Origin of the sequence: Argonema antarcticum A004/B2, from assembly GCF_023333585.1 — a bacterium.
Lineage (GTDB): Bacteria > Cyanobacteriota > Cyanobacteriia > Cyanobacteriales > Aerosakkonemataceae > Argonema > Argonema antarcticum.
Genome location: NZ_JAIQZN010000023.1, coordinates 25,731 through 51,162 on the forward strand (window position 1 = coordinate 25,731; position 25,432 = coordinate 51,162).

At 48.2% G+C, this 25,432-nt stretch carries 23 protein-coding genes; 11 read left to right on the forward strand and 12 right to left on the reverse strand.

The genetic code is table 11. The features are described from left to right. Window positions 1-96 precede the first annotated feature (96 nt). Window positions 97-2,112 (forward strand): molecular chaperone HtpG, encoded by a 2,016-nt coding sequence (gene htpG / locus LAY57_RS12345; RefSeq protein WP_249066920.1) that lies wholly within the window; start codon window positions 97-99, stop codon window positions 2,110-2,112. A gap of 40 nt (window positions 2,113-2,152) precedes the next feature. Here the strand turns inward: htpG and LAY57_RS12350 are convergent, their stop codons facing one another. Then, entirely contained in the window at window positions 2,153-2,359 is a 207-nt protein-coding gene (locus LAY57_RS12350; protein WP_249066922.1) for a hypothetical protein, read from the reverse strand. Between LAY57_RS12350 and rpmB the strand changes: the two genes are divergently transcribed. The 5 genes from rpmB (at window position 2,342) to LAY57_RS35830 (ending at window position 10,075) form a co-directional block, all read left to right on the forward strand. Further along, entirely contained in the window at window positions 2,342-2,578 is a 237-nt protein-coding gene (gene rpmB / locus LAY57_RS12355) for a 50S ribosomal protein L28 (protein ID WP_249066924.1), read from the forward strand. The two genes, LAY57_RS12350 and rpmB, sit on opposite strands and share 18 nt — an antisense overlap. 518 nt (window positions 2,579-3,096) lie before the next feature. Continuing rightward, entirely contained in the window at window positions 3,097-7,551 is a 4,455-nt protein-coding gene (gene hpsA, locus LAY57_RS12360; RefSeq protein WP_249066926.1) for a hormogonium polysaccharide biosynthesis protein HpsA, read from the forward strand. Between the two features lie 17 nt (window positions 7,552-7,568). Continuing rightward, a complete protein-coding gene (locus tag LAY57_RS12365; protein ID WP_249066928.1) occupies window positions 7,569-8,315 on the forward strand; it encodes a prepilin-type N-terminal cleavage/methylation domain-containing protein in 747 nt (248 codons plus the stop codon). A gap of 36 nt (window positions 8,316-8,351) precedes the next feature. Then, the gene (locus tag LAY57_RS12370) at window positions 8,352-9,458 is read left to right on the forward strand and encodes a PilW family protein (RefSeq protein ID WP_249066930.1); all 1,107 of its coding nucleotides are present in this window, start codon (window positions 8,352-8,354) and stop codon (window positions 9,456-9,458) included. A gap of 47 nt (window positions 9,459-9,505) precedes the next feature. Further along, on the forward strand, window positions 9,506-10,075 hold the full coding sequence (locus LAY57_RS35830; protein WP_275993901.1) for a type II secretion system protein: 570 nt from the start codon (window positions 9,506-9,508) through the stop codon (window positions 10,073-10,075). 165 nt (window positions 10,076-10,240) lie between these two features. Here the strand turns inward: LAY57_RS35830 and glgB are convergent, their stop codons facing one another. From glgB to LAY57_RS12400, 5 genes are all read right to left on the reverse strand, one after another. Beyond that, entirely contained in the window at window positions 10,241-12,562 is a 2,322-nt protein-coding gene (gene glgB, locus LAY57_RS12380) for a 1,4-alpha-glucan branching enzyme (protein WP_338022397.1), read from the reverse strand. A 194-nt stretch (window positions 12,563-12,756) separates the two neighbouring features. Beyond that, window positions 12,757-12,942: a hypothetical protein gene (locus LAY57_RS12385; RefSeq protein ID WP_249066934.1), complete on the reverse strand. Its 186-nt coding sequence runs from the start codon at window positions 12,940-12,942 to the stop codon at window positions 12,757-12,759. A gap of 13 nt (window positions 12,943-12,955) precedes the next feature. Continuing rightward, window positions 12,956-13,261, reverse strand: a complete 306-nt coding sequence (locus LAY57_RS12390) for a hypothetical protein (RefSeq protein ID WP_249066935.1) — start codon at window positions 13,259-13,261, stop codon at window positions 12,956-12,958. Next, window positions 13,258-13,941: a glutathione S-transferase family protein gene (locus LAY57_RS12395; protein WP_249066937.1), complete on the reverse strand. Its 684-nt coding sequence runs from the start codon at window positions 13,939-13,941 to the stop codon at window positions 13,258-13,260. The genes LAY57_RS12390 and LAY57_RS12395 overlap by 4 nt, the downstream gene beginning before the upstream one ends. 181 nt (window positions 13,942-14,122) lie before the next feature. Beyond that, window positions 14,123-14,314: a hypothetical protein gene (locus LAY57_RS12400; protein ID WP_249066940.1), complete on the reverse strand. Its 192-nt coding sequence runs from the start codon at window positions 14,312-14,314 to the stop codon at window positions 14,123-14,125. Window positions 14,315-14,502: 188 nt separating this feature from the next. Between LAY57_RS12400 and LAY57_RS35835 the strand changes: the two genes are divergently transcribed. From LAY57_RS35835 to LAY57_RS12410, 3 genes are all read left to right on the forward strand, one after another. Continuing rightward, on the forward strand, window positions 14,503-14,637 hold the full coding sequence (locus LAY57_RS35835; RefSeq protein WP_275993904.1) for a hypothetical protein: 135 nt from the start codon (window positions 14,503-14,505) through the stop codon (window positions 14,635-14,637). Between the two features lie 210 nt (window positions 14,638-14,847). Beyond that, the gene (locus tag LAY57_RS12405; protein WP_249066942.1) at window positions 14,848-15,423 is read left to right on the forward strand and encodes a hypothetical protein; all 576 of its coding nucleotides are present in this window, start codon (window positions 14,848-14,850) and stop codon (window positions 15,421-15,423) included. A 195-nt stretch (window positions 15,424-15,618) separates the two neighbouring features. Beyond that, the gene (locus LAY57_RS12410) at window positions 15,619-17,580 is read left to right on the forward strand and encodes a peptidoglycan D,D-transpeptidase FtsI family protein (protein ID WP_249066944.1); all 1,962 of its coding nucleotides are present in this window, start codon (window positions 15,619-15,621) and stop codon (window positions 17,578-17,580) included. On the opposite strand, the gene LAY57_RS12415 is transcribed toward LAY57_RS12410, so the two are convergent. From LAY57_RS12415 to LAY57_RS12430, 5 genes are all read right to left on the reverse strand, one after another. Next, a complete protein-coding gene (locus LAY57_RS12415) occupies window positions 17,577-19,685 on the reverse strand; it encodes a thioredoxin domain-containing protein (protein ID WP_249066946.1) in 2,109 nt (702 codons plus the stop codon). The two genes, LAY57_RS12410 and LAY57_RS12415, sit on opposite strands and share 4 nt — an antisense overlap. Window positions 19,686-19,781: 96 nt before the next feature. Beyond that, window positions 19,782-19,940, reverse strand: coding sequence for a hypothetical protein (locus tag LAY57_RS12420; RefSeq protein ID WP_249066948.1), 159 nt, complete (start codon window positions 19,938-19,940; stop codon window positions 19,782-19,784). Continuing rightward, complete coding sequence (locus LAY57_RS36810; protein ID WP_522729852.1) at window positions 19,937-20,119, reverse strand: QAALIT motif small membrane protein; 183 nt, start codon at window positions 20,117-20,119, stop codon at window positions 19,937-19,939. The genes LAY57_RS12420 and LAY57_RS36810 overlap by 4 nt, the downstream gene beginning before the upstream one ends. Window positions 20,120-20,236: 117 nt before the next feature. After that, window positions 20,237-21,286: an adenosylcobinamide-phosphate synthase CbiB gene (cbiB, locus tag LAY57_RS12425; protein ID WP_249066949.1), complete on the reverse strand. Its 1,050-nt coding sequence runs from the start codon at window positions 21,284-21,286 to the stop codon at window positions 20,237-20,239. A 125-nt stretch (window positions 21,287-21,411) separates the two neighbouring features. Then, entirely contained in the window at window positions 21,412-21,855 is a 444-nt protein-coding gene (locus tag LAY57_RS12430; RefSeq protein WP_249067001.1) for an RrF2 family transcriptional regulator, read from the reverse strand. A 247-nt stretch (window positions 21,856-22,102) separates the two neighbouring features. On the opposite strand from LAY57_RS12430, the gene LAY57_RS12435 reads away from it, so the two are divergent. Beyond that, complete coding sequence (locus LAY57_RS12435; protein WP_249066951.1) at window positions 22,103-22,504, forward strand: AbrB/MazE/SpoVT family DNA-binding domain-containing protein; 402 nt, start codon at window positions 22,103-22,105, stop codon at window positions 22,502-22,504. Between the two features lie 134 nt (window positions 22,505-22,638). Here LAY57_RS12435 and LAY57_RS12440 read toward each other — a convergent pair whose 3' ends face one another. Beyond that, on the reverse strand, window positions 22,639-24,570 hold the full coding sequence (locus LAY57_RS12440) for a chloride channel protein (RefSeq protein WP_249066953.1): 1,932 nt from the start codon (window positions 24,568-24,570) through the stop codon (window positions 22,639-22,641). A 380-nt stretch (window positions 24,571-24,950) separates the two neighbouring features. Between LAY57_RS12440 and LAY57_RS12445 the strand changes: the two genes are divergently transcribed. Then, window positions 24,951-25,334 (forward strand): hypothetical protein, encoded by a 384-nt coding sequence (locus LAY57_RS12445; protein WP_249066956.1) that lies wholly within the window; start codon window positions 24,951-24,953, stop codon window positions 25,332-25,334. The last annotated feature ends 98 nt before the right edge of the window (window positions 25,335-25,432 follow it).

Sequence of the window (25,432 nt, forward strand, 5' to 3'; positions counted from 1 at the left end):
TCTCCAATTAAAAAGAGGAGTCTCTGCCTTGCGGCGATCTTGCTTAACGCGCAAAAATCTATTCTGGATATAGTATAAACAACCTGAACTCAACCTATGACCATGCTGGAACAAGGCACCATAAGTATTCATACCGAGAATATTTTCCCCATCATCAAAAAATCGCTCTACTCCGACCACGAGATATTCTTGCGAGAACTGGTTTCCAACGCTGTGGATGCCATCCAAAAACTCAAAATGGTTTCCCACGCAGGAGAATTTAGCGGCGGCCTCGATGGCCCGGAAATTAAGATCTCGATCGACAAGGACAACAAGACACTCTCCATCAGCGATAACGGTATCGGTATGACGGCAGAGGAGGTGAAGAAATACATCAACCAAGTCGCCTTCTCCAGTGCCGAAGAATTTATCCAGAAATATAAAAGCGATGGCGACCAACCGATTATAGGTCACTTCGGCTTGGGCTTCTACTCCTCCTTCATGGTGGCCCAGAAAGTCGAAATCGATACCCTGTCATACAAAGAAGGGTCGCAGGCAGTTCACTGGTCGTGCGACGGTTCGCCAACCTTTGTGCTGGAAGACTCATCGCGCACGGAACGCGGCACCACCATCACCCTCACCCTCCAGGAAGAAGAACTGGAATATCTCGAACCATCCCGCATCAAGCAGCTGGTGAAGACCTACTGCGATTTTATGCCGGTGCCGATTAAGCTGGACGGCGAACAGATAAATAAGCAAAAGGCACTGTGGCGGGAATCTCCCAGGAACCTGAACAAAGAGGATTATTTGGAGTTCTACCGCTACCTCTATCCTTTCCAGGAAGAACCGCTGCTGTGGGTACACTTAAACACGGATTATCCCTTCCTCCTCAACGGAATTCTCTATTTTCCCAAGCTCAAACCGGAAGTAGACGTAAGTCAGGGTAATATCAAGCTGTTCTGCAATCAGGTCTTTGTCAGCGACCACTGCGAAGAAATTATTCCCAAATTTCTTTTACCGATGCGTGGTACGATCGATAGTCCAGACATTCCCCTGAACGTCTCTCGCAGCGCCTTGCAGATGGATCGCACCGTCCGTAAAATAGCAGACTTCGTTGCCAAGAAGGTGGGCGATCGCCTCAAGGAACTATATCGCGATAACCGTTCCGAATATATCCGCTGCTGGCAAGACCTCGGCACCTTCGTCAAATTCGGCTCCATGAACGACGAGAAGTTCAAAAAGCAACTCGAAGACATCCTCATTTATCGCACCACTTTCCAAGCAGAAGCGCAGGAAAGCAAGGGCGCAGAGGAGCCACAAGCTAAGGTACAAGTGCAAACTCAAGAGGGGGATGCTTGGCAAGATGTGACTCCATCCGCTGAGGAACAAGAAAATCCAAAATCCGAAATCCAAAATCCAAAATCGGAATACACCACTCTGAAGGAATACCTGGAACGCAACCAAAAGCGTCACGAAAACCGAGTTTTCTACTCCACCGATGAAGTTGCACAAGCTACCTACGTAGAACTACACAAAAGGCAGGGTTTAGAAGTCCTGTTTATGGACTCTTTCATCGACTCTCACTTCATCTCTTTCCTGGAGCGGGAATATAAAGATGTCCAGTTCTCTCGCGTAGACTCCGAACTAGATCAAAACCTGGTCGAACAAGACAAAGCTGCCGAAATCGTTGACCCTAAAACCAACAAAACCCGTAGCGAACTGATCAAAGAGCTATTCGAGAAATCCCTTAATAAGCCGAAACTTAACATCCGTACTGAAGCCCTCAAGTCAGACGACCCCCAAGGGACACCACCTGCAATGGTACTGCTGCCAGAATTTCTGCGGCGGATGCGAGAGATGACTGCTTTGTTGCAACAGCAAGCCGTTCAATTTCCCGAAGAACATACTTTGGTGGTGAACACCACTCACCCCTTGATCCAGAATCTCGTTAGTCTGAGTCAAGGCGGTATCCTTCAAGGTGAAGGTACATCTCCCAGCGGCGAACTAGCCAACCTGATTTGTCATCACGTCTACGATTTGGCGTTGATGGCGCACAAAGCACTAGATGCTGAAGGGATGAAAGCTTTTGTGGCCCGATCGAACCAAGTGCTAACTCGTCTCACCGCTAATTGAGAGTGGGGGAGTGGGGGCTAGAAAAGTCAAAAGTCAAAAGTCAAAAGTCAAAAGTCAAAAGGGGAAGAGTGGGGGAGTGGGAGAGAATGACAACTGACCACTGACCACTGACCACTGACCACTGACCACTGACCACTGACCACTGACCACTGACCACTGACCACTGACCACTGACTAATTCCCTACAATAGAAGGTTGCACCTAAAATTCCTGAAACCTGGAGATACTTATGTCCCGTGTATGTCAACTGACTGGTAAGAAGGCAAACAACGCCTACGCTATTTCCCACTCTCACAGACGCACCAAAAAGCTGCAAGAAGCCAACTTGCAGTGGAAGCGAGTTTGGTGGGCCGAAGGCAAACGCTGGGTCAGGCTGCGCCTTTCCACAAAGGCAATCAAAACCTTAGATCACAAGGGTTTGGCAGCTATGGCTAAAGAAGCTGGGCTCGATCTGAATAAGTTTTAATGCTCTGCTTCCCTGTGCCCAAGCAGGCTCTATTTTAAGCAAATTAGCCGCCGCCTACCTCCCCTCTTGGGTGGACTAGGCGGCGGCTTATCTTTCTGGAGAGTGATCGGTTTATTGAATCTGGTGGGTAATATAAGTTTATCCCCTAACCCACTTAGATTAATAAAATTTTGTTAAAGATATGCGGAATGCGATCGGATCGAAGTGTAGTTACCCCGGTGGGATGCCCTCCTTTTGTGAAAGGCAACAACTCTCCCCTGTACAGATATACCGATCGATTTTCCGCTGACCCGTCAAATTACATCCAAACTTTAAGTTTCCTTTGTGTTCGGCGAGAGCGTATTTTCTCGGTTGATGCTCAAATTTAGAGTTGTTAGCACAGAGGTAAGTCACAAAATTAACGAATTTTTTATGAAGTCTAAATAGAGATTTTTAATCTCTGTGGTCTTATACTCTTTTGTCCATCTTCTCTTTTTGAGCCCCTCCAAATCAGAGTTTCTCAATCCAGGAAAGCAGCTATGTTAAAACGCAAGCAAACCAAGGCCATTCAAAAATTTATCTACAGCGTATTCAAACAGTTTTGGCAACTTTCAAGAAATGCTAGCAGAAAGCTAAGCCGCTGGCTAGCCCGTAACTTGCTTAATATACGTTACAAGCGGCGATATGCCAATGCCAAATCCGGTTTCGTATTGCCAACTGTGACAGTTCTTTTGTTAGTGGTGGCTTTGGTAATAGGAGCAATTCTATTTCGCACCGGGAGTAGGACAAATCAGGTAATCGGACAGCGGGACGAACAGGTAATTTATAATGCCGCTACACCGGCGATCGAGCGAGCAAAAGCTAAAATCGAGTACTTATTCAGACAAGACGATCGGCGTCCCAGTGGCGTGCCTTCCGAAGGTATTCTCAACAGTATGATGCTCAACGATGGCACATTGGTGCGACTATTTGGCGGCGCATCGGACCCCTATACCTACACAGGCGGTGCAAACCCCGAAACCCGCAAAGACATCAATGGAGATGGAATACTTGACAATGCTTGGTATTACGAAATAGATGTGGACGGAGACGGAACCAAAGAACGAGTAGCCTACGCTATTTTTATGAGAGCGGCGGTCGCAGACGCAGCCGGTAACGTTACATTAGACTTGACAAGCTCCAACGACACGCAAAAAGCCAGGAACTTGGTAGTTCGCAACGGGCCGATCAATACTACCGAGCCTACCAGAGCGGTATGCCGAAATCTCAACCTGAAACCGGAAGCGGGTTGGTATCCGATCAGTTCCGCAGCTTTAAAGAAAACTTTTCAGGTAGTTGCAGTAGTCCTCCCGAATCCGAACCGGCCAAATAATAGAACCATTACCACCATAGAATTTCAACAGGAAAGACAAGTAGATAAGGGAAATAAATGGGGAGTTTGGTATCGTTACGATCTGGATATTTTTCCAGGTGACGTTTTTAACTGGAACGGGGCTATGCACACTGAAGGTAGCCTCATGTTAGGGGATAACAATTTTACGGGCTATTTAATTAGCGACCCCGATTCTTGTGTCTACGATCAAAGTGCCTCAGAAATTACTATCACCGAAAACCCTCCAAACTCGAACTTTGTAGGCGCGATCGTCGCTAACGCCGTCGGTAACACTTCGGGAACCTCGAAATTGCACATCCACGGCAACCCACCCATTACGACCGGCACTAAAATCGAACTGAAATCTACTAATGACGCCACTAATAACACACCCTTGGACGTAAGTCTTAACCCGCTTCGGGTGTTTACTGAAGATGGATACTTCCGTCGTAACACAACAGCGGCAGTAAACAAGGGATCTCTCAATCCAGACTTAAAAGCCGGACGGATTCGCTGGCAATCGGAAACCTCGCCTTACGTTGACGATACTTATCGGGCGGACGATCGCTACGGTCCCAAACCCAAATACGGTGTCATAACAATACCGAGAAATGGAGACCCGATCTCAGCAGCCGATCGACCCGCACTCGCCAATAATATTATCGACCCTGCTGACCCAGATCTCAAAAATCTCGGTCTGGATGGATACTGGGAGCGAAGAGCGTCGGCAAGCGGCTTGCGGGTAATTGTCGGCGAACGTCTGGAATTGGGCAATCTTTTCGGTTGGGATGCCACCACCGAGCCGCTCTATCCCGGAACTTGCACCAGCGGCATTCGCTGTCACGAAGCCAAACAGCGACGCACTCTGAGGGATAACCCGACGGCAGTACAAGCAACAGCAATTTACCACGTCAACGCACCCGCCACTCAACCTAACACATTCCCGATGGCATTTGTGGCGACTGTATCTCATCCGGGAACGCAAGATACCATCACTAGAAGCACAACTTTTAATCGTTTTGCCGCCAACCTACCCAACTTATACAGCAATTTCCTCACAGGCGACGGCACTAACGGGTGGGAATACGAAGTGGTGCCGGGAGACGGCAACGAAAACGAAACTACTTTTAGAGCTTTGGTTAGTAGCGATACTGCCTTGAAGAGAGCTTTGCAGAACCTTGCCAATTTCGCTGGTGACTACGTAGATGTGAATAGAAGCGGTGCTTTTCCACCAACACAAGAAGCAGGAGTTGTTCACCCTCATCCCGTATTGACGATGTGGGGAAACTTCTCCAATTTGCGGCGGGCGATTACGCTTTTAAATAGTGGAGGATACGATAACCTCAGCATCGCAGATAAATCGTACATCCAGACGGCTGCTGGTACCTTGGGAATGTTAGCTTACAATATCAGGCAGTTGGAGACTTACACTCCGACAACAGCAGAATTGGACGCTTTGAATAATGCGCTGGCGAGCATACCAAACAGTTGGGGCGCAGATACGGGTATTCCTCCTACAACACCAGCAACTCCAACGCTTATACCCGATGACTACATCAGAGCGCTGGAAGCAAACGTCGCTACTCAAGCGGTAGCAAGAACAGCACGACTTGTTAATTTAAAAGAGCAAATAGCTCGAGATCGTCGATATGGTTTTGCAACGTCACCGACCACAATTACAACTGATGGGACATACAACTACAAAGTCAAATCTCTAGATAGTGGTGACAATTTCAAATATGCTAGAAGTACAACCGATCCTGTCTACATCAAGGACGATACTGCTACTACATCAGTGGATGAAGCAACATTGTTTAATATCGGCTGTGACGTTAGTCCAGCAGCCAGCGGAATCGGAAAAAACTATTTCGGTTTTGGCGCTCCTGCGGTTGGAGATAAAGTAGCGGAAAAAAGGTTTATTCGTCTGGCAGCAACTCTGTGTTCGATTAACTTTAGCCCTACCGCTACAGCACGGCCATCCTTTGCAGTCAAATTCCCCTCGCTCTACTACATTTTTCCCGATACTACTGTAGATAATCACAACCACAGCACTAGCGGTACTCCCCAGACTACCGCAGCAGATCTCTACATCAGCGACGCATATATCGCCAGCACAGTTAATGCAAGCGTTGCTTACAGAACCGTCGATCTGGCACAAATGATGCTTCGGCCCAAACAATCGGGAAACGCAGGCTGCGGCGACCTGGGTTGGTGTTTGCCAACTGGAACTGGAGGATCGAACCCAATCACAGCTCCAACGGGAGCTATAAGCGTACCTTTCCTGGATAAAGGAATCTTCAACGGACGAGAAATGATGTCGGTGCGGGTTCTGGATATCGACTTAAATATGCTCAGGAATACTGCCAGAGGCACAGCAACGCTGCCAGACTCAACCTCAGTCACGGAAACATTGCTACCAGTCAGCGGCATTGTCTACGGTTTCCGGGAAGACGCAGTGCGGGAAGATGCCATTGCCAGACCGCTCGGAGCCGAGATGAACGCCTACACACCAACCGATCCAGCTTTAACAGCCAACGGTATTTCCACCAAACCAGTAGATTACTACCCCGACCCAGACCGTCGTCCTCACGGGTTCCGCTTGAGAAGGGGGGCAGACCTGCGACGCTTGGCTAGCGATCCTGTCAGAGTAACCCGTGGTTTAACCTTCGTTTCCGATAACCCGGTTTACATTCAAGGGGATTTCAACGTACACAGTACAGATGGCACGGCTAGCAACCGACTGGAAGAATTTACCCAAAGGATCGATCCGAACAACTGGGCGGGAACTTTCTATAACCGCACCGACCTGGATACAAACTTCGCCCAACCAGCTAACGACACTTGGCGTCCCTCTGAGATTATGGCCGATGCCGTCACCATCCTTTCCAACAGTTTCGCGGATGGCGATATAGATAGAGGTATAAGAGGCGTTGATGCACAATCGTACCGAGGTATGAATCGTCCCATCGGCACCACTACTGATTTTGTCCGGGAAGATAGTACGTTAACTAACACAAACTTACCCATCAGGATAGCAAGAGGCGGTAACCCCGGGCGTTGCAGTACCACCCCCACACCAGCCACCACTCGTTGCACAAGTCCAAATACTATTACTGCACAAACGAATGATAATTATGTCCTCTTCAACACCCCCGCCAAATCACAAAATGACATCAACAACGCCACAGAAACCACAGTAAACGCCACCATTGTTCAGGGTCTTGTACCGTTTCGGGACAATCAGAATAATGGGGGATTCCACAACTTCCCCCGCTTCATAGAAGACTGGGCGGGAGCGCGATTGAACTTTACTGGGTCATTCGTACAGTTAAGCTTCAGCACCTACGCCACAGGCCCGTTTGACCAGGACGCTTGGGAAGCCGGTGCAACTCCGGCAGCAGGCGGTGCACACAGGTGGTTCTACGAACCGCCTCAACGTGCCTGGGGTTACGACGTAGCCTTGCAACTCGCACCCGCAGGTCCCCTAGCCCAACGTTTCGTCACACCAGGCCGGACGCGCAGCGAATTTTATCGAGAACCGAGAGCAAACGACGCCTACATCTGCCAGTTACGCATGGCTGTTGACGGCGCAAATCCACAAACTCAACAAGCGTGTCAATAACCACAGAGGAGGATAAAATGTTACCAGCAAATCAGTTGCAGGAACGATCGAACGGTAAGTTACTAAAGCTGGTATTATTAGCCAAGCTTTTGAAGGGGAGAAGCTCGCAGAGCGGATTTTCGCTGCTGGAAGTATTGGTGGCAATAGCGGTCGCTGCCGTAGTCATCAGCGTTTTCACTCCACCGATTTTTCTAGCGGTGGGTACGCGCATCCAAAACCGCAGAGCCGAACAATCGATACAGCTAGCACAGGGTGAGATCGATCGAGTCCGACGCCTAGTCGAACAGGGAGCATATCTAGAAAGCTCATCACCCTATAATCCGAATAGCTTACCGCCGTCAATAGGAACGGGCGACGTTAAGGCATTTGGGCCACCAACCACCTACACCGACGAGCCCACCCAAATTAATGCCTCGAAAGGTTTAAGAGTTGACGCCAACGGCGATGGCACCAAAGATTTTTTGGTGCAAGTATTCCGCGATACAGGCGTTGTCAGACCTGTTAACGGCGTTCCTAGAACTTTTGCTTTTAATATGGGCGTCAGAATTTACGCTGACGCGGCCACCCAAAATATAGGCCAACTAGCAGTACCCAATAAAGCTGCCTCTTTGGGATTGACAACAGCAATAGGCAGTCAAAAACGGCTACCTTTATCTATGCTGTACACCACCGTAGTTAGAAGCGATGTAGACCATTCGTTATGCGATTACCACCAATTTAACAATGGGGGAGCGCGACCTGCTTGGTGTCCAATAGCGCCTTAATCCCCAATTTTATGTTGAATTAAATTCATTAAAGCTATGAAAGCCAAACTCCTTAAAATACTGCGAAATCGGCTAATTGCTGCTAACAAGAAGCTTAGGATCGGTAATCTCAAAAATAGCGGGTTTACCATACTGGAACTACTGGTGGCCGTGGTTATTTCCACAGTAGTTATGATAGCCCTAGTTGACATGATTACTGACCTTTTGCGAAGCGATCGAACAGAATTCGGTCGCAACGAAACGCAAAGGGAAATGCAAATGGCAGTGGACATGATGGTTTCTGACTTGAGAGAAGCAGCTTACGTTTACAGCGGCAAAGAGATCAATCAACCAAGAACCCAAACGAACGGTGTTAGCATACCGGCCTTAAAAAATTACCTCCCGGCATTTAGCACTCCAAATGTTGAACCCGTTCTGGTTTTCTGGAAAGTCGATCCGGTTCCCTACAATCAAACTGACCCCCCAATTCCTAGCTGCACTGGTTTTGCTGATGGTACGCCAAAACGACAAGAGTGTAACCTATTGCAAATTAAGCGTCGTTCTTACACCCTAGTGGCATATCTGTTCGCGCCAAACCAACCAAACGATGATAAATGGAAAGGCAAATCCAGACTCATGCGGTACGAAGTGCGTAAGTATCAGAATATCGCCGCTTTAGAGCAATCAACAGGATATCTAGACCCTACCACCCAAAATGTCAGCTTCCAAACCTGGCCTTTGCAAGGCGATGGTCTTACGCCTCCCGGAGGAGGCGCACGACTACCCGACACTCCTGCACATCGTCCAGTCCTAGTCGATTTTGTGGATTACTCGCGGATAATAGTGTCGGGTACACCCCAGAGTATAGAACAAATCAACGATCAGCCCTGTCCCGATCCCAGTGCTGCCAGTACCGAAGACAACCACAGCCGCGTTCCCGAAAACAGGGATACCTACAACAGCTTTTTTGTTTGCGTCAGTCCGAGCAGTTATCCAGTAACAAACCCTGCTACAGGTGAAGTAACTTTAATTCAGGCAAACCAAGACGTTTTAATATTCTTGAGAGGGAATCCGACAGGTAGAGCAGGGATTAAAGTAGCACCGCTTCTAACAATTAAAACCCAAGCAGTTGCCCGTGGGGTTGTTAATAAGACACCCGATTAGAAATTTGGCAGATGCTAAATGCAATTTAGATGAAAAAGGAGGTAAAAATGAAGCGGTACTACAAGCAATCTGTCGCCGGTTTTACACTGATAGAAATGCTAGTTGTTATAGCGTTAATCGGTATACTGGCAGCGATCGCAGGCCCGAGTTGGCAGGGCTGGTTAACGAGACAGCGGATAACATCCGCACAAGCAGAAGCATTAAGTGCCATGCGTGAAGCTCAAAGCAACGCTAGAAGGGAAAAACGACTTTGGCAAGCTTGTTTTAAAGATGATGACACGAGAGTTGCGTGGGCTATATTTCCCGTACCCTCCAATGCTACTGGTGGCTTATTCAATTGCGGTGGGGTGAACGCCGGCTCTTGGAGAAGTATGGTTGACGAGGACTCGGACAAAATTACGATCGACGCAGCCAATACTACCTTACGAGCGTCGGGTGCGGGTACATATCAGGTGCAATTTAGAGAGAAAGGCTTGATAAACGGATCGCTTGGCAAAATTACTTTCGCTTCTCGGAGAGATCCCCAGAGCGCTACAAAGCGCTGTGTCTTTGTTTCTACTTTGCTGGGGGCTATGCGTACCGCACAAAATAATGACTGCAATGCTCCTAATGATTGAGAGCGAATAATTTCCGTCTGATATAGCTAGCCCCTAGCCCCTAGCTATATCAGACGGAAATTGGGTTTCTAGCCACCCCCAAAATTGGCGAGGGTGGACTGCTGGGAATTAGGGGCTGGGGAAAGGGAAATATCCCCGCACACCTACTTTAGCGCACCCGGAGTTCTACTCCTGCGTCTCTTCCTCAGATGGTTCGATCGCCTGTTTCATAGCCGCTTCGGTTTTCTGGCGATCGAACTTCAAAATCAGCACCGCTAAGGGTGGCAAACACAGATCCAGGGAATGGTAATGATTGTGGAAGAACCACTCTTCCGTCCACTTACCCCCTAAATTCCCCATGTTGCTACCACCGTACTCACCGGCATCGCTATTGAACAGTTCCTTATAGAATCCCGCTTCTGGCACGCCGACGCGGTAATGACTGTGGGGCTGAGGTGTGAAATTACACACTGTCACTACAAAATTACCTGGATCTTCCTTATCGCGGCGGATAAACGAAATCACGCTGTGGCGGTTATCATTGCAATCAATCCACTCAAACCCGCCCTCACCAAAATCCCAAGTATACAGCGTTGGTTCGTTTTGATACAGGTGGTTGAGGTCAGTCATAAACTTAACCAACTGTTGATGCTCCTCGTGCTGGAACAGCTGCCACTCCAAATCTGCCCAGACATTCCACTCGCTCCACTGCCCGAACTCCATACTCATAAATAGAGTCTTCTTGCCGGGGTGAGTATACATATAAGCCAACAAAGTTCGCACGTTGGCGAACTTCTGCCACCTGTCCCCCGGCATCTTTCCAATCAAAGGACTCTTACCGTGTACCACCTCATCGTGAGATAGCGCCAGCATATAATTTTCGCTGTGGTGGTACCAAATACTGAAGGTGAGGTTGTTTTGGTGGAACTGACGGAACCACGGGTCCATGTGGAAATAATCCAACATATCGTGCATCCAGCCCATATTCCACTTCAAGTTAAAGCCCAAGCCGCCCACATAAGTAGGCCAAGACACCATCGGCCAAGAGGTAGACTCTTCAGCAATGGAAAGAATGCCAGGGTAGTAGCTGAAGAGGACGTGATTTGTCTGACGGAGGAAATCAGCCGCTTCAATATGTTCGCAACCGCCGTACTGGTTGGCAACCCATTCCCCATCTGGGCGTAAATAGTTGAGGTAGAGCATCGAAGCTACCGCGTCTACCCGTATCCCGTCAATATGGTATTTGTCAAACCAAAACAGGGCGTTCGCTACCAGGAAATTACGCACTTCATTGCGACCGTAGTTGAACACCAAAGTGCCCCACTGTTTGTGTTCGCCCTTGCGGGGGTCAGCGTGTTCGTATAGGTGGGTGCCATCGAAGAAAGCCAATCCGTGACCGTCTTTGGGGAAGTGACCCGGCACCCAGTCAACGAGTACCCCAATACCTTGTTCGTGGCATTTGTCAACGAAATACATGAAATCTTCGGGCTTGCCGAAGCGAGAAGTAGGTGCGTAGTATCCCGTCACCTGATATCCCCAAGAGCCATCAAAAGGATGTTCTGCGATCGGCAATAATTCAATGTGAGTAAATCCGAGTTCCTTAACGTAGGGAATCAGCTTCTCTGCTAACTCCCGGTAGGTAAGGAAGCGAGCCCCCGGTCTGAGTTCTGAGACGACCACCACCGGCTCCTTTTCCCCATTGGGCAACACTGCCGGTTCATCTGAAGAAGCGTGCAACCATGAGCCCAAATGGCATTCGTAGACGGAAACAGGCTGGGTCAGCGGGTCACTGTGACGACGCTTTTCCATCCACTCATCGTCGTTCCAAGTGTAGGTCTCTAAGTCTACGACAATCGAAGCAGTTTTAGGCCGCGCTTCCTGATGGAAACCGTAGGGGTCGCTTTTTTCGTAAATGTGGCCAGCATAGTTTTTGATTTCATACTTGTAGTGGGTTCCTACGTCCAGTCCGGGAATAAACAATTCCCAAATACCTGTTTCCCGTTTTCGCATCTGGTGTTGGCGGCCATCCCACAAGTTAAAATCGCCCAAAAGCGAAACGTTACGAGCATTGGGAGCCCACACGGCAAAATAAACACCCTTGACGCCGTTGACTTCGGTTAGGTGTGCCCCTAACTTCTCGTAAATGCGGTGATGATTTCCTTCGGCGAATAAGTGAATGTCAAAGTCTGTCAGCAGCGGTGAGCGGAAAGCATAAGCGTCATTGACGACTCGCTCGTGTTCGCCTTCTTTAATCCGCAGCTGATAGTTTGCTAGTTCCGGCGTATCAATCGTGCATTCAAAAAAGTGAGGATGATGCACCGATTGCATCGGAAATTGTTTCCGTTCCTCTGGTAGCACGACCCATACGGCGTCAGCATTCGGAAGGTAAGTTCGCACTACCCAGACAGTTTTGCCATTTTGCTCAATAGTATGAGGCCCCAGCACTTCAAACGGGTCTTGATGCTGATTCCAAACAATCCGGTCAATCTGCTCAGGGGCAATGGTCATGGACATGAGGCTACCTACCTACTAACGGGAACTTACTGAGTTGGCTTGTACTGGACAGTATTGCCAAAGCACTTTAAATTTATATACATTTTTTCATGTATTTACATCATCTGGCTAGCCGATCGCCTAAAATGCTGGCTCAGATGTCGGATTGGGGCTATAGGCCCCAAAAGTCAAAAGTCAAAAGTCAAAAGTCAAAAAGGGGGGAGTGGGAGAGTGGGAGAGTGGGAGAGTGGGAGAGTGGGAGAGTGGGAGAGAGAATGACAACTGACAACTGACCACTGACAACTGACCACTGACAACTGACCACTGACAACTGACAAATGACCACTGACCACTGACAAATGACCACTGACCACTGACAAATGACCACTGACCACTGACTAATAAGTCTCAGAAATGCAAAAATGGGAAAAGCTTGCGGAGCGGATAACTGACGCGGAGCAGGAAAAGTAGATGTTGTACTTCAGGATTTACTTGAGGTCTTGCGTTTTGAGCTTCTCGCAGATTTGATCTTAACTGAGCGTACTCAGCCGCAGTTATGGGTTTACCATCCAGAGGCGATCGCGCTTCTATAATAATTTCTGTCCTCAAAACTTCTTCCGGTATATCCTCTGGTGGTGGTAAAGCTAGTCCAGGAGCAGAAGGGGCAAGGAGCAGAGACGCCCAGGAGCAGAGGAGTAGAGGTGCAATTTTCATCCTTCATCCTTTCTAAGTCCGGGGGGTAGGGGTTCCTCACAGATTTGATGAATTTGGATAATGCGATCGAACAGCAGGGGATATTCTCGTCTGTAGTGGGGAATTAGGGCTAAGGGACTGAGCAAAGCACCAGCGGCGATATCTGCTACGCTGAGATGATTTCCTACCAGATAGGGTTTATCCTGCCAGCGACTTGATAATTCCTCCAGAGCTACAGCCAGCCGATCTGCCGCCAGTTTCACCGTCGCTGCATTAATTTTATACTGACGCCGCACCACCTGGATCAGCACCTGGCTGGACAAAGAGGGGTCTATTTGCTTGCCTTCACCAGCACGAAAGTCATAGTAGACAAATCTAGTCGCAGTGCCAATACTTTCATCAAGCCAATCTTCCAGCACACAGGCTTCTGTATGCTGCCGCCGATCTGGTAAAAAAAGTTCTGGTTGGGGCTGGTAGCTTTCCAGGTATTTTAATATTTGGGTCGAGTCTGCGATCGCTTTCGGCTCTCCCTCTTTCTGCGGCAACAGCACAGGGACTGTTGTCAAACCCGTCAGCGGTTTTAACTTTAGAATATGAAGTCCCGGCGTTAAATTCTGAACTTCATAACTTATTTTTTTATACCCCAGCGCTAACCTTGCTTTGCGACAGTAATGCGACGTACTAAATTGCAGTAAAAGCATCTATTAGAAAGGTAACAAGAATATATAGTGCATGGTTCCTTGCTTTTGAACCATGCACTATGAACGACTCGAAGTGAAACTTCACTGTGGCTAAAGCCAAAGGTATTTTCCCAAGCCTAAAGGAAATGGGAAAGGCGCAAATCTCATTGTCAAGCCGGTAATGAGAATACGGAAAGCCAGTTTAGGGCGATTTAGTGGGAGTTGCCGCAGGCGTTTTAGCAGGTGCGGGGGCGGGTGCTGTTGTTGCTTTGGGGGCAGCAGGAGATGCTGGTGCCGGACTGGTGGGGGCAGCCTCTTTATCGCCGCCTTTGCAGGCTCCCAACATTACAACTAAGCCGAGTCCTAGAGCCAAACTAACGATTTTTTTGTTCATACACTCCTCTGTTACTGATTGCGTCACAATTTGTAACTAGATGATAACAATACTTTATTTACCAGGCTAGCGCGCAAGTACAACCAATTTTTTTTGTGAAGCAAAGCTGCTGCCTCTCACATAATACTCGAAAAACTCGAAAGAATCGCCCAATAGAGGTATTGTGTCCAAATTTGACAACTTTTTAGATGGGATATAGTGGCACTTCGATCGCAGCAGCAGGGCCTTTGCCTTTGGCAAGACTGAGGGTAAAGCTAGAAAAACAATTCACTAATGCCAAAAACGGGGAAGATGCGGTTATAGCAACGAAATATCGACTTTGACAACCAAAAAACCGGTTTCTCATCGCCTGTGAGTGAATACTGAATCAATGTTATGGGGGGGAAGGATGTCAACAATGTTAGAATCCTGTCAGAACGGTGGGGGTAAGAGAGGTTGCAAGTTGTTGACTTGCCGAAAAGCTCTCGCTTGTGAGTTAAAAACTCCGCGACCCTGTGTGGAAGTGGGAATATCTATCGAAATTGGTAAAGGCTATGTCGGTCGCCCCTAAATCTGCGTTTTCTGCTAAAAGGCTAGCATTCAGAAAATCGGTTGTTAGTTTAATAGAACCCGAAAAAAAGGGAAAGGGCGGCAGTTCGCAAAACTCGTCGCGGTATATTGAAAAACAAGACAATCATAAAAAGCAGTCCATCACAAGGCGATCGCGTCGTATTAACGACCAAACCGTTAAAATCCTGCCCCAGTCAGAATCAATACCGCCTTGGTTACGAAAGTCGATCGCACTACAGCAGCGATCGACTTTCGTAACTTTTCTCCTCGTGGGCGCGGTACTCTTAGTTTACGGCAGTACAGTTTATGCCCAGCAACTGTGGAGCAAAGAGTACCGCAAACTAGAAATACTCCAACGAAAAGAGCGACAACTGACAACAGCAGGTGAAATTTTGAAAAATAAGCTGGCCCAGGGAGCGGAACACCCTGATAATGGTTTGGTGTCTCCAACTCCAGACAATAACTTGTTTCTCGTGCCATCACCGCGATCGACAGCCACGGAAAAAACTGCTCCAAAGCCATCTAGCCCCAAGCTAACCCCAACGCCAGTAGGGTACTAGAAAACAAGGGGCTAGGGGCTAGGGGCTAGGGGAAGAGGGGCTAGGGGAAGAGGGGCTAGGGGAAGAGGGGAAGAGGGGAAGAGGGGGAAGAATCCTTCTTTTGACTTTTGACTTTTGACTTTTGACTTTTGACTTTTGACTTTTGACTTTTGACTTTTGACTTTTGACTTTTGACTTTTTGTGTTGGGTTTTAATATGGCTTCAGCCAATCCTCCCTCTTCTCGTTATGCTAGGCGTCGCGATCGGGCACGGCGACCGGCGAGCAAACAGCCTCAACAGCGTTCGGCAAAGCTTCTAGATCGGCAACAGGCGGATATAGGGCCTAATTTACTAACTCCTGTTTCCAGATTAGGCCGGGATATCGGTTCTCCCAGACAAAAGAATTTTGGATCTAAGTCTAAAAGCGAGATTTCAGAATCATCTCAAACTCGCAAACAGTCTAATAATCTAAAATCCAAAATTCAAAATCCAAAATTGAACCGACTGGTGCTGGTATGGATCGTTTTGTTGCTAAGCGGATTGGGTCTCGGCTGGAATTTATATAAATTGCAAGTTGTGCGCGGGCCGATACTAGCACGCACCGCCAAACAGCAGCAAGCAGTGCCCTTGCGCCCTTATGTGCCTAGACGCCCCATTGTTGACCGCAACAACAACGTTTTAGCAGTAGATCGCCCTGTTTACACCTTGTACGCCCACCCGAAGCTGTTTAAAACTTCAAAAGAAGAAATCGCCACAAAACTCTCACCCCTGCTGGGTCTTTCTGTCGAAGACCTAGTGAAATATTTTAATAAAGCTGAAAGTGGCGTTCGGATAGAAAATTCCTTGTTGGAAGAAGTAGCCGATCGCATCATCGCCCTGCGACTCGACGGACTGGAATTAATTGCCCATTATTCCCGCCTCTACGCGCAGCAGGAACTGGCGGCAGACATTGTGGGCTACGTCAATACGAATCATAAAGGTCAAGCAGGGGTAGAATACAGTCAGGAAAAATTGCTAGAACGCTCCATTAAAGCAGTCAGGCTGAGTCGGGCGGGAAATGGTGATATGATGCCAGATTACGCGCCAGCAGGAGTCATGAACGACGACCTGCGACTGCAACTGACAATAGATAGCCGACTTCAACGTGCAGCCCGTTCAGCCCTCAAAGAAAAAATTGAGCAATACAAAGCTAAGCGAGGCACCGTCATCGTCATGGATGCGCGGGATGGTGCATTGCTGGCACTGGTTTCCGAACCTTCTTACGATCCGAACCAGTACTCCAAATATGATGTGGGACTGTTTAAGAACTGGGCGCTGACAGACCTTTATGAACCGGGTTCCACCTTCAAGCCCCTCAACATCGCGATCGCCCTAGAAACTGGAGGTATCAAACCCGACAGCAGCTTTGTTGACAACGGTCACATCCAGGTGGCGGGCTGGCCGATCAAAAACGCTGAGGGAGGCGGTCACGGACGCCTGACAATAGCTGAGATTCTGCAACTTTCCAGCAATGTTGGCATGGTGCAGATTATGCAGCAAGTAAAGCCAAGTGTCTATTACGGCTGGCTAGAACGCCTGGGACTGGGGCAAACTGTAGAAACAGACCTGCCCTTTGCAGTACCCAGCCAGCTAAAAAGTCAAGAAGAGTTTACAACTTCAGAAATCGAACCGGCAACCGCCTCCTTTGGTCAGGGATTTTCCATCACCCCCCTCCAACTGGCTCAACTCCACGGTGCGATCGCCAATGGCGGTAAACTGGTAAGTCCCCACGTTGTCCGGGGTTTATTCGACTCCAAAAGACAAATGCACTGGCAACCCAAACTGCCAGCAGCTCGGCCTGTTTTCTCTCCTAACACTAGCCAGACAGTCCTAGAAATGATGAAAACTGTGGTAAGTAAGGGGACTGGAAAAGCCGCACAAATTGCCGGATATTCGATCGCAGGCAAAACAGGTACAGCCCAAAAAGCCAGTCCTACCGGCGGCTACTCCGCCACTGCCAAGATCGTCAGCTTTGTCGGTATCTTGCCAGTAGAATCCCACAGCTACGTGATTGTAGCCGTGGTGGACGAACCAAAGGGCAGGGTTTTTGGTTCAACTGTAGCAGCACCAATTGTCAAAACTGTGATGGAATCTCTAATTACCATTGAGCAAATTCCCCCCACTCCCCCACTCCCCTAGCCCCTGGTTTGGCTACTCTGCACTTGGGCCCACAATTGCTCGCGGCTTGTAGCAGGTTCAGAGCAACTGAAGCCCTGACAAACCAGTCCTACACTTCCGGCAGGGAGATGATCTGTAAGAGCATAAACTGCTGTGGGTAAATAATGAGGAATTAGAGATTCGAGTCGATCGTTAGTAGTGTGAATCAGAGTGTAGTTGAGATACCAATCTAGAGCAGTAAATAAGCCGGGACAGGCTTGAGGAGTCTGATTCATCACGCCGCTAAAAGCGCGTAAAGCTCGATCGGCCCGATCGAGATATTGTAGATCTTCGGTGAGTAAGGCTAGTTGCACTAAGTTAGCGATCGCCACACCATTAGCAGACGGAGTAGCATTATCATTATAATTCCGCTCTCGCACCACAAGGTCGCCACTCGCATCGCTGGCAGTGTTGAAATATCCTCCCAGTTCCACACTCCAGAGGAATTCATCAAACTCCTCCTGTACCTTGACCGCTTTTTCTAGCCAAAACTTAGAAGTTGGGAATTGTTTTTCTTCCCCAATACCTAATCCCAGAGAAGCTTGCTGTAAATCCAGTAGCGCCTTGATGAACAGAGCATAATCTTCAGACTGAGCCAAAACAGCCGCCTTACCCTCATAATTGAGCCGATGAAAGCGATCGTGTACCCACTGACAATCCAAAATAAATTTAGCAGCCCTGACACCAACAGACAAATATTCTGTTCGCCCAAATGCAGTGTAAGCGCGTGCTAGTCCCGAAATCATCAAGCTATTCCAAGCTACAATCATCTTGATGTCTGTCACTGGCGGAATCCGACCAGTCCAGTTGCCTGCTTTGGCTTCCTGATTATTGCGGGCGGGAGGGAAAGTTTCCAAGGCGTCAGGTTTAACACCGTAGCGGACTTGAAACATTTTGAGTAAAGCAACTTCTGCCTTGTCGCTCAAATGGTGGGTATGGCGGCGTTGCACAACGTTACACCCTTCAAAATTGCCCTCAGCAGTGACAGTGAACTCCTCCTTAATTTCTGCTAATTCCTCAGCAGTGAGGAGATGTTCGAGTTCCTGATATTTCCAAACATAAAAGTTTCCTTCCTCTGGCTCTTTGGCAGCCGCATCAGTGAAGTTATCGGCATCCTGAGATGCGTAGAAGTAACCTTCAGGGGCAGTCATTTCTAGCACAAGCCATTGTACCGTACCTGCGATCGCTCTCTCAAATGCCGGTACTTGAACTCCGCTACTCCACAAACAAGCCAAATATTCCACAATCTGACCGTTATCGTAGAGCATCTTTTCAAAGTGAGGCACCGTCCAAGTCGCGTCAACTGTGTAGCGGTGAAAACCTCCGGCAACATGGTCGTAAATACCTCCCAATGCGAGATTTAACCCCCTTTGGGTACAAACCTGCTTAGCATCGGATGGGGATTCCTCCTTGCCAACTTCAGCTTGAGAACTAAATCGAACGCCCCGCAGTACCAATCCGGCGTAAGGCATCATTGGGAAACTGGGGCCTGAACCAACGCCTTTCAGCACGCTAGTATTGGTCTTTAAACCTTGACGCAGTAGAGATGAATCTAATTGTTCGCCGCCTGTTGGTTGCAGCACAGCTCCCTGCTGGAGATATCCGCGAATTTCAGCCGTTACAGACTCAACTTTGGCTTTTTCCGTGTCATAGTGGCGGCGAATTGCTTGCAGCACTTGCAAAAATCCAGGTCGTCCGTAGCGGGGTTCGACGGGAAAGTAAGTACCGCCGTAAAAAGGTATTAAGTCTTTAGGGTCTAAAAATACGTTGAGGGGCCAGCCGCCTTGCCCAACCATCATCTGCAACCCTTGCATATAAATACTGTCTAAGTCTGGCCGCTCTTCCCGATCGACCTTAATCGGGATAAAATTCGCGTTCATATACTCGGCAATAGTCCGATCGGAAAATGCCTCGCCTTCCATGACGGTACACCAGTGGCAGCTTGAATAGCCAATGGAAAGAAAAATCAGCTTGTTTTCCCGGCGGGCAACTTCTATGGCTTCATCGCACCAAGGCCACCAATCGATGGGATTTTCGGCGTGTTTGCGTAGGTAAAGACTTGGGGATTGGGCAAGACGATTCGTCATGGGAAGAGGCTAGGGGCTAGGGGTTAGAGGCTAGGGGGAGGGGCTAGTGCCTTCGTCGGAAGTCACGCATTCACGCATTCAAAAATCTTTTGAGTGTCAGGCATTTAAATACTTCTTTCCTGGTTGGTTATTTCTGCCGCCCTGCACTAGGACGGGCGGGACGCCCATCCCACAAGAAATCCGACAAGAAGTTGTTGGATATTTTTTGTTTTGCTTTAATATATTATCGCGATCGCACAATTCCCGGTCTTTCACTTTAACGATGTTTTCTGCGACTGAAACAGGCGATGCAGCAGGATCGCTATTGGGGCAGGGGTAGGGTTCGATCGCAAACGGTATGTTGAGCTTGTTTGGAGAGTAGTTGGGGAGCTAATTGACGCCAGCATTTGGATCGAGAATGTGATAATGGCGGCTTGCAGAAGTCTCTTAAACATGGCACACTCCTCTTCCTCTGGTTGGGTGGCTTCTCAAATACGATTGACTCTTTCCATCTCACTTCGTTCCACTGAGTCACCCAACAGGGCGGTTTGAAAAATCTGATTAATTCTTGTTTATTGGTTAAAGGTAGCTAAGCTTAAAGTTGATAATGCAATCGACAACCAAATTAAAAAGCAATATCGCGTCAGCTGCATCGCCTGTTGAATGCGATCGCAAGTGATGGGATTAATTGGATCTCCCAGTAGTGGTTTATGTTTGGCAATACCGCGATACCAGTTTGTACCCCCTACTCGGACACCCAGTATAGCAGCATAAACGCACTCGCTCCAGCCAGAATTGGGACTGGAGTCTGATGACGCATCTCTAAGACATATCCTCCAAACATAACCGGGTCTGCCAGATAAAAGTGCTAAGGTAATTACCACAAACCTGCAAGGAAGCCAGGTCAGAACATCTTCCTGTTTGGCACTAAACCATCCTATATATGTGTAGGGCGCTTCTCGATAACCGATACTTGAATCGAGAGTACTTGCCGCTTTGTAAGCAAGCGCCAGGGGAACACTACCTACCATCGGCAAAAACGCGCCAATTATCGCATAAAACAGCGGTGCCATTACACCATCAGTGGCATTTTCTGTCACCGTTTCTAAAACCGCTCGCAGAACTTCTGACTCTGATAAGTTATCTGTATCGCGACCCACATATTGGCTCAAAGTAGAACGGGCGCTAGTCAAATCTCCATCTGTTAAGGGTTGCAAAACTGCCTCACCTGCATCTCTCAAACTCCTACCGGCGAAACAACTGGCAAGCATTATGGTGGCAACTGCAACACCCAATAAAGGATGTAACCTGTCGGCAGCTAGAACAATTAACCAACCTACCAACCCACTACCCATCACTAATGAAATTCCTAGCAGTATTCCAGCACAGCGGGGTACGATCGTATCGATCGGCAAATTGGTGATCTTTTTTGTAAAATGAATACATCGTATGGTAATAGGGTTCTCTAAAATTCCGATCTGGTATGGCAATAATTGATTAATTATCCAGCCCATCACTTGCACCGGATGAAGCCAACCCCAAGGATCGCCAATGAGGTAATCTAACCCAGCTGCTAATGCTAGAACGACAGCGCACTTAAGGATAGAAAAATCAAAAGACATGAAGAAGGGGCTGGGGCTAGGGGCTAGGGACTAGCGGCTAGGGGAAGATGGGAATTTCAAATTTTAGATTTTAGATTTCCAATTGAAACAAAATCTAAAATCTAAAATCTCCTGCCCAATGACTGCTAAACAACAAAACTGGTTTCTTCCCCCAGAGATGCTTGCCAACTACGGGCGTCATAATAAAGGTCTTCCAGAGAAATACTGTATAAAGCTTCTTTAAGCTTTTGGTGCAGGTGTCGCCAAACGGTAAACGTTACCCAGTCCTCAGCAAGCTTTGCATCAGGGGCGTGATGAGGCAGCGGTTGAATTGTTTCGCCAACCGCTTCTAAAATCTGTCCCAGAGAAATTTGTGCGGGTGCGCGTGCCAATTTATAACCACCTTGGGCACCGCGAACTGACTCGACTAAACCGACGCGACGCATTTCTATAAGAAGTTTTTCCAGGTATGGGGCTGGGATATCTTGACGGCGTGCGATCGATCTGACAGAAGTCGGGCCGTATTGCGGCTGTAGACTCAAATCTAGCAGCGCCTTAACACTATAGTGTCCGCGAGTAGTTAGTTTCATCCCAAGCTGTAACTCATACAGCAGAGCATCTATTTCTTTAGTCAATTCTAGTGAGCAACAGGATAGAGGGAAGCTAGATGTAGGTATGCTAGAGTTCCATTGACCAATGAGAGAGAACTACTTGACCAAGCGAGTTGTAACATAATATTGCGAGCTGATACAAAGCTAAAGCTTCATAAGCATAGCAAAATTCACCTAAAGTAAGATACTATAAATTACTTGAAGCATTTATTGTTGGATCGAGTTAATGAATAAAACCAAAAAGATCGAACCCCTAACTGGTGAGACTCTCCTCAAAAGAGTCAAAGAGCTGGAGACCCAGAGCAAAGAAGAAAAGGCCAAAGAGTGCGGTTACTACACCGTTACAAAAAACGGCGTAGAGCGCGTCAACATGATGAAGTTCCTGAACGCCCTCATTGATGCTGAGGGTATTCAGTTAGACAGCAAACAAGCTGGGAATGGGCGTGGCGGACGCAGTGCTAGCTATCGCATTAGCGTGCAGTCTAACGGCAACTTACTGATTGGCTCAGCTTACACGAAACAGATGGGACTACAGGCAGGAGATGAATTTGAAATTTCTCTAGGACGCAAGCATATTCGGCTGCGTCAACTAGATGGAGATGAAATTCTAGACGACGAAGAATCCTGAGCGTTAACTCAAAGCTAATGGCTGCATTTTAAAGACGCCGACCGTTAAAGGTAGCGCCTTCAGGCGAAAGTTCGGGAATGCTTGCTTGGTTGCACTCAAGCAAAGATAAATTCCCGTGCTATTACCTGAAATTTTCAGGCAGGTTGCTTGAGCTTAGTTAAAGGCAACACCTCAGTTTTAGATTGAGTTGTTAGGTAAGGGCTGAGTGCCTGACCTGTAAGTGCTACCTGACAAGCTAAATTAATCCCCTCTTGTTCTAGTAAGCCTAAAACTCGCCGGGGATTGTCTCGCTCAACTACTGGTAGCTGATGCAAACCACGAGCCCCCATGCGGTCTAAAGCCTCAGCAACAGATTCCGAAGCGTAGGCGTAGAGGATTTCTTTGGTGCAGATAGATTCCAGGGTTTGAGCCGTTAAATCGCAGGCAAAAGGGTCGGCTTGGGCTCGTGCTAGAGCTCGATTGATATCCTGAAGAGTAACAAGGCCAATCAGTTGAGACTCTGCATCAATAACTAAAGCCGTATGGCACCTCTCACGGGTGAGAGCAAGACCAGCTTCTAGGACACCGCAATTGCCAGATAACATCAGACGTGGCTTATCCATAGCCACACCCACCGGCATTTGCTTCAAAATTGCCAGATTCTGGTCTTTCTCTACATTCACGCCCATCTGCTGGAGATTCAAGCCCTGAGTAGCAGTTGGCTTAAGTCGTTCAACCAGCCAAACGCTCAGACCCACAGCCGCCATCAAGGGTAAAACAATGCGGTAATCCCGCGTCAGTTCAAACAGTAACAGAATTGATGTCAGCGGAGCCCGCACGCTTCCAGCCAGAACCGCAGCCATTCCCACCATTGCATAAGCTGGTGGTGCAGCAATATTGGCGCTGATTCCCGGTAGCAATACCACCAAAATTTTTCCGTAAGCAGCACCTAAAGAAGCTCCCAAAAACATCGCTGGGGCAAAAATGCCGCCCACCAGTCCAGAACCTAAGCTAAGCGCCGTTATCACTAACTTGACGACCAGCAATATCAACAACAAGATGAGAGAAAACTCTACATCTTGAAGCATGGCTTCCACAGTTTCGTAGCCAATGCCCAAGATTTGAGGCCATTTCAAAGCCACCAACCCGATGCAAACTCCGCCCATAACTGGATGAATAAATCGAGGAATCTTACCCAACCAGCCAAACCCAGGCATCTGCCCGCGAAAGCATCGCTGAGTCACCTGAATGGCTTGTGTATAAGTTAGAGATACCAAACTGGCTAATAAACCCAATCCCATATAAAGGGGAAATTCCAGCGGGCTGCGAACTTCATAAACTGGTAGACTAAAAGCAGGTTGAGCCCCTAATCCAATCTGTGCAATTAAAGCCGCTACTACAGCCGCTAGCAGCACTACGCTAACCGCTGAAGTGGCAAAAGTAGTTCCCAGTACTACCTCCAGAGCAAAGAAAACGCCAGCAATGGGGGCATTAAACCCAGCTGCCAAGCCTGCGGCGGCACCAGCCCCCAAAAGGAGGCGCTGTCGCTCTTGCGAAACTTGCAGCACCTGACCCAGCAGCATACCGAAATTCGCTCCGATTTCTACACTCGGCCCTTCTGGCCCCAAAGAAGCACCTGTTCCCAGAGAAATCGAAGCTGCCACCATTTTCGTCACTGGTCTGAGCTGTCTGACTACAGCATGACGGGACCCCTCGGTAGCTGCAATCAAGGAAGAAATGCTAGGGCCAAAGTCTTGCCAGCGCCAGCGCATTAAGCCGATAAGCAAGCCACCGAGAGCAGGAATGCAGGCTAAAGTCCAAGAACCCCAGACTGCGATCTTTCCCATCAAATCCTCCAGCATCAGGCTCCGGATCAGTTCAATCAAATAGTGAAATGTCACAACACCCATGCCAGTTCCACTACCAATTAGTACCGCCAAGATCAGCACGACGGTTTCTGGTGATGGCTGGAGACGGTTGAAAAGGCGAGTTAGATGGGATGAGGGGGTAGAAGCACGGCAAGATTTTCCCGGATCTAGCAATGGCTGTTGGTTCACATCCACAACAGCGGGGGGAATGGGGGTCATTATAAAGGCGACTATATAAAGTATTAGAGAAAGCTTAAATTTTGTGACTGACTCCTCTTCTAAATTGTATCGGCAAGGAAGACTAGAAGTGTGCCGTTTTGGGAGTCAACAAGGGTAGACTAAAGATGATGCCTGTATAATCCAATCCATGTTAGCTACTCCTCTCATAGCCCCTGGGTGTCAGGGATAAAGCTGGGAAAGCTACGGGCGTGGAAAATGCGATCGTTTAGCAGTCCTATAAAATCTGGGAATATGTAAATCTGCGGCTAAGGTTCGGTGTTCGCTTGTAAAAACTCTAATCCTGGCGCAGCAGCGTCAAGGCAGTGTCAGTTATCAGTGCTGAAAAATAGATACACCTGGTGGAAAAGTAGGAAATTCTGATGAATGCTCACACATTTGATGGTCATTCTGTTACTTGCCCGATTTGTCATCGTTCTAAAGGAATGAGGCTGGGTAACACGGGCAATGGACTATATATGTGTCCGTATTGCCAGGAACGCTTTGTAGTTACTGAAAGCGGTCATTATGTCCGAGACCCCCAACCGAATAAAAAACTGCGGGCTGATGGGCTGATGCTACGTCGCCAAAGTCGCCCTTTGGCTCGTATGCGTCGGGATTTCCGCATTGTTAAACCTATCTCTCTTATCGCGATCGTAGGTAGTGCTATTTTTTTGGGTTATACTTTGGCAACGCTGGATGAAAGGCCCTCTCAACAAAATCGTTTTCAGGAATTTATAGAATGGGTGACAAAATTGGTAGAGTAAATAGGGCACCAAAAGTCAAAAGTCAAAAGTCAAAAGTCAAAAGAAAATTGGTCATTAGTCATTAGTCATTGGTCATTCTCTCCCACTCTCCCACTCTC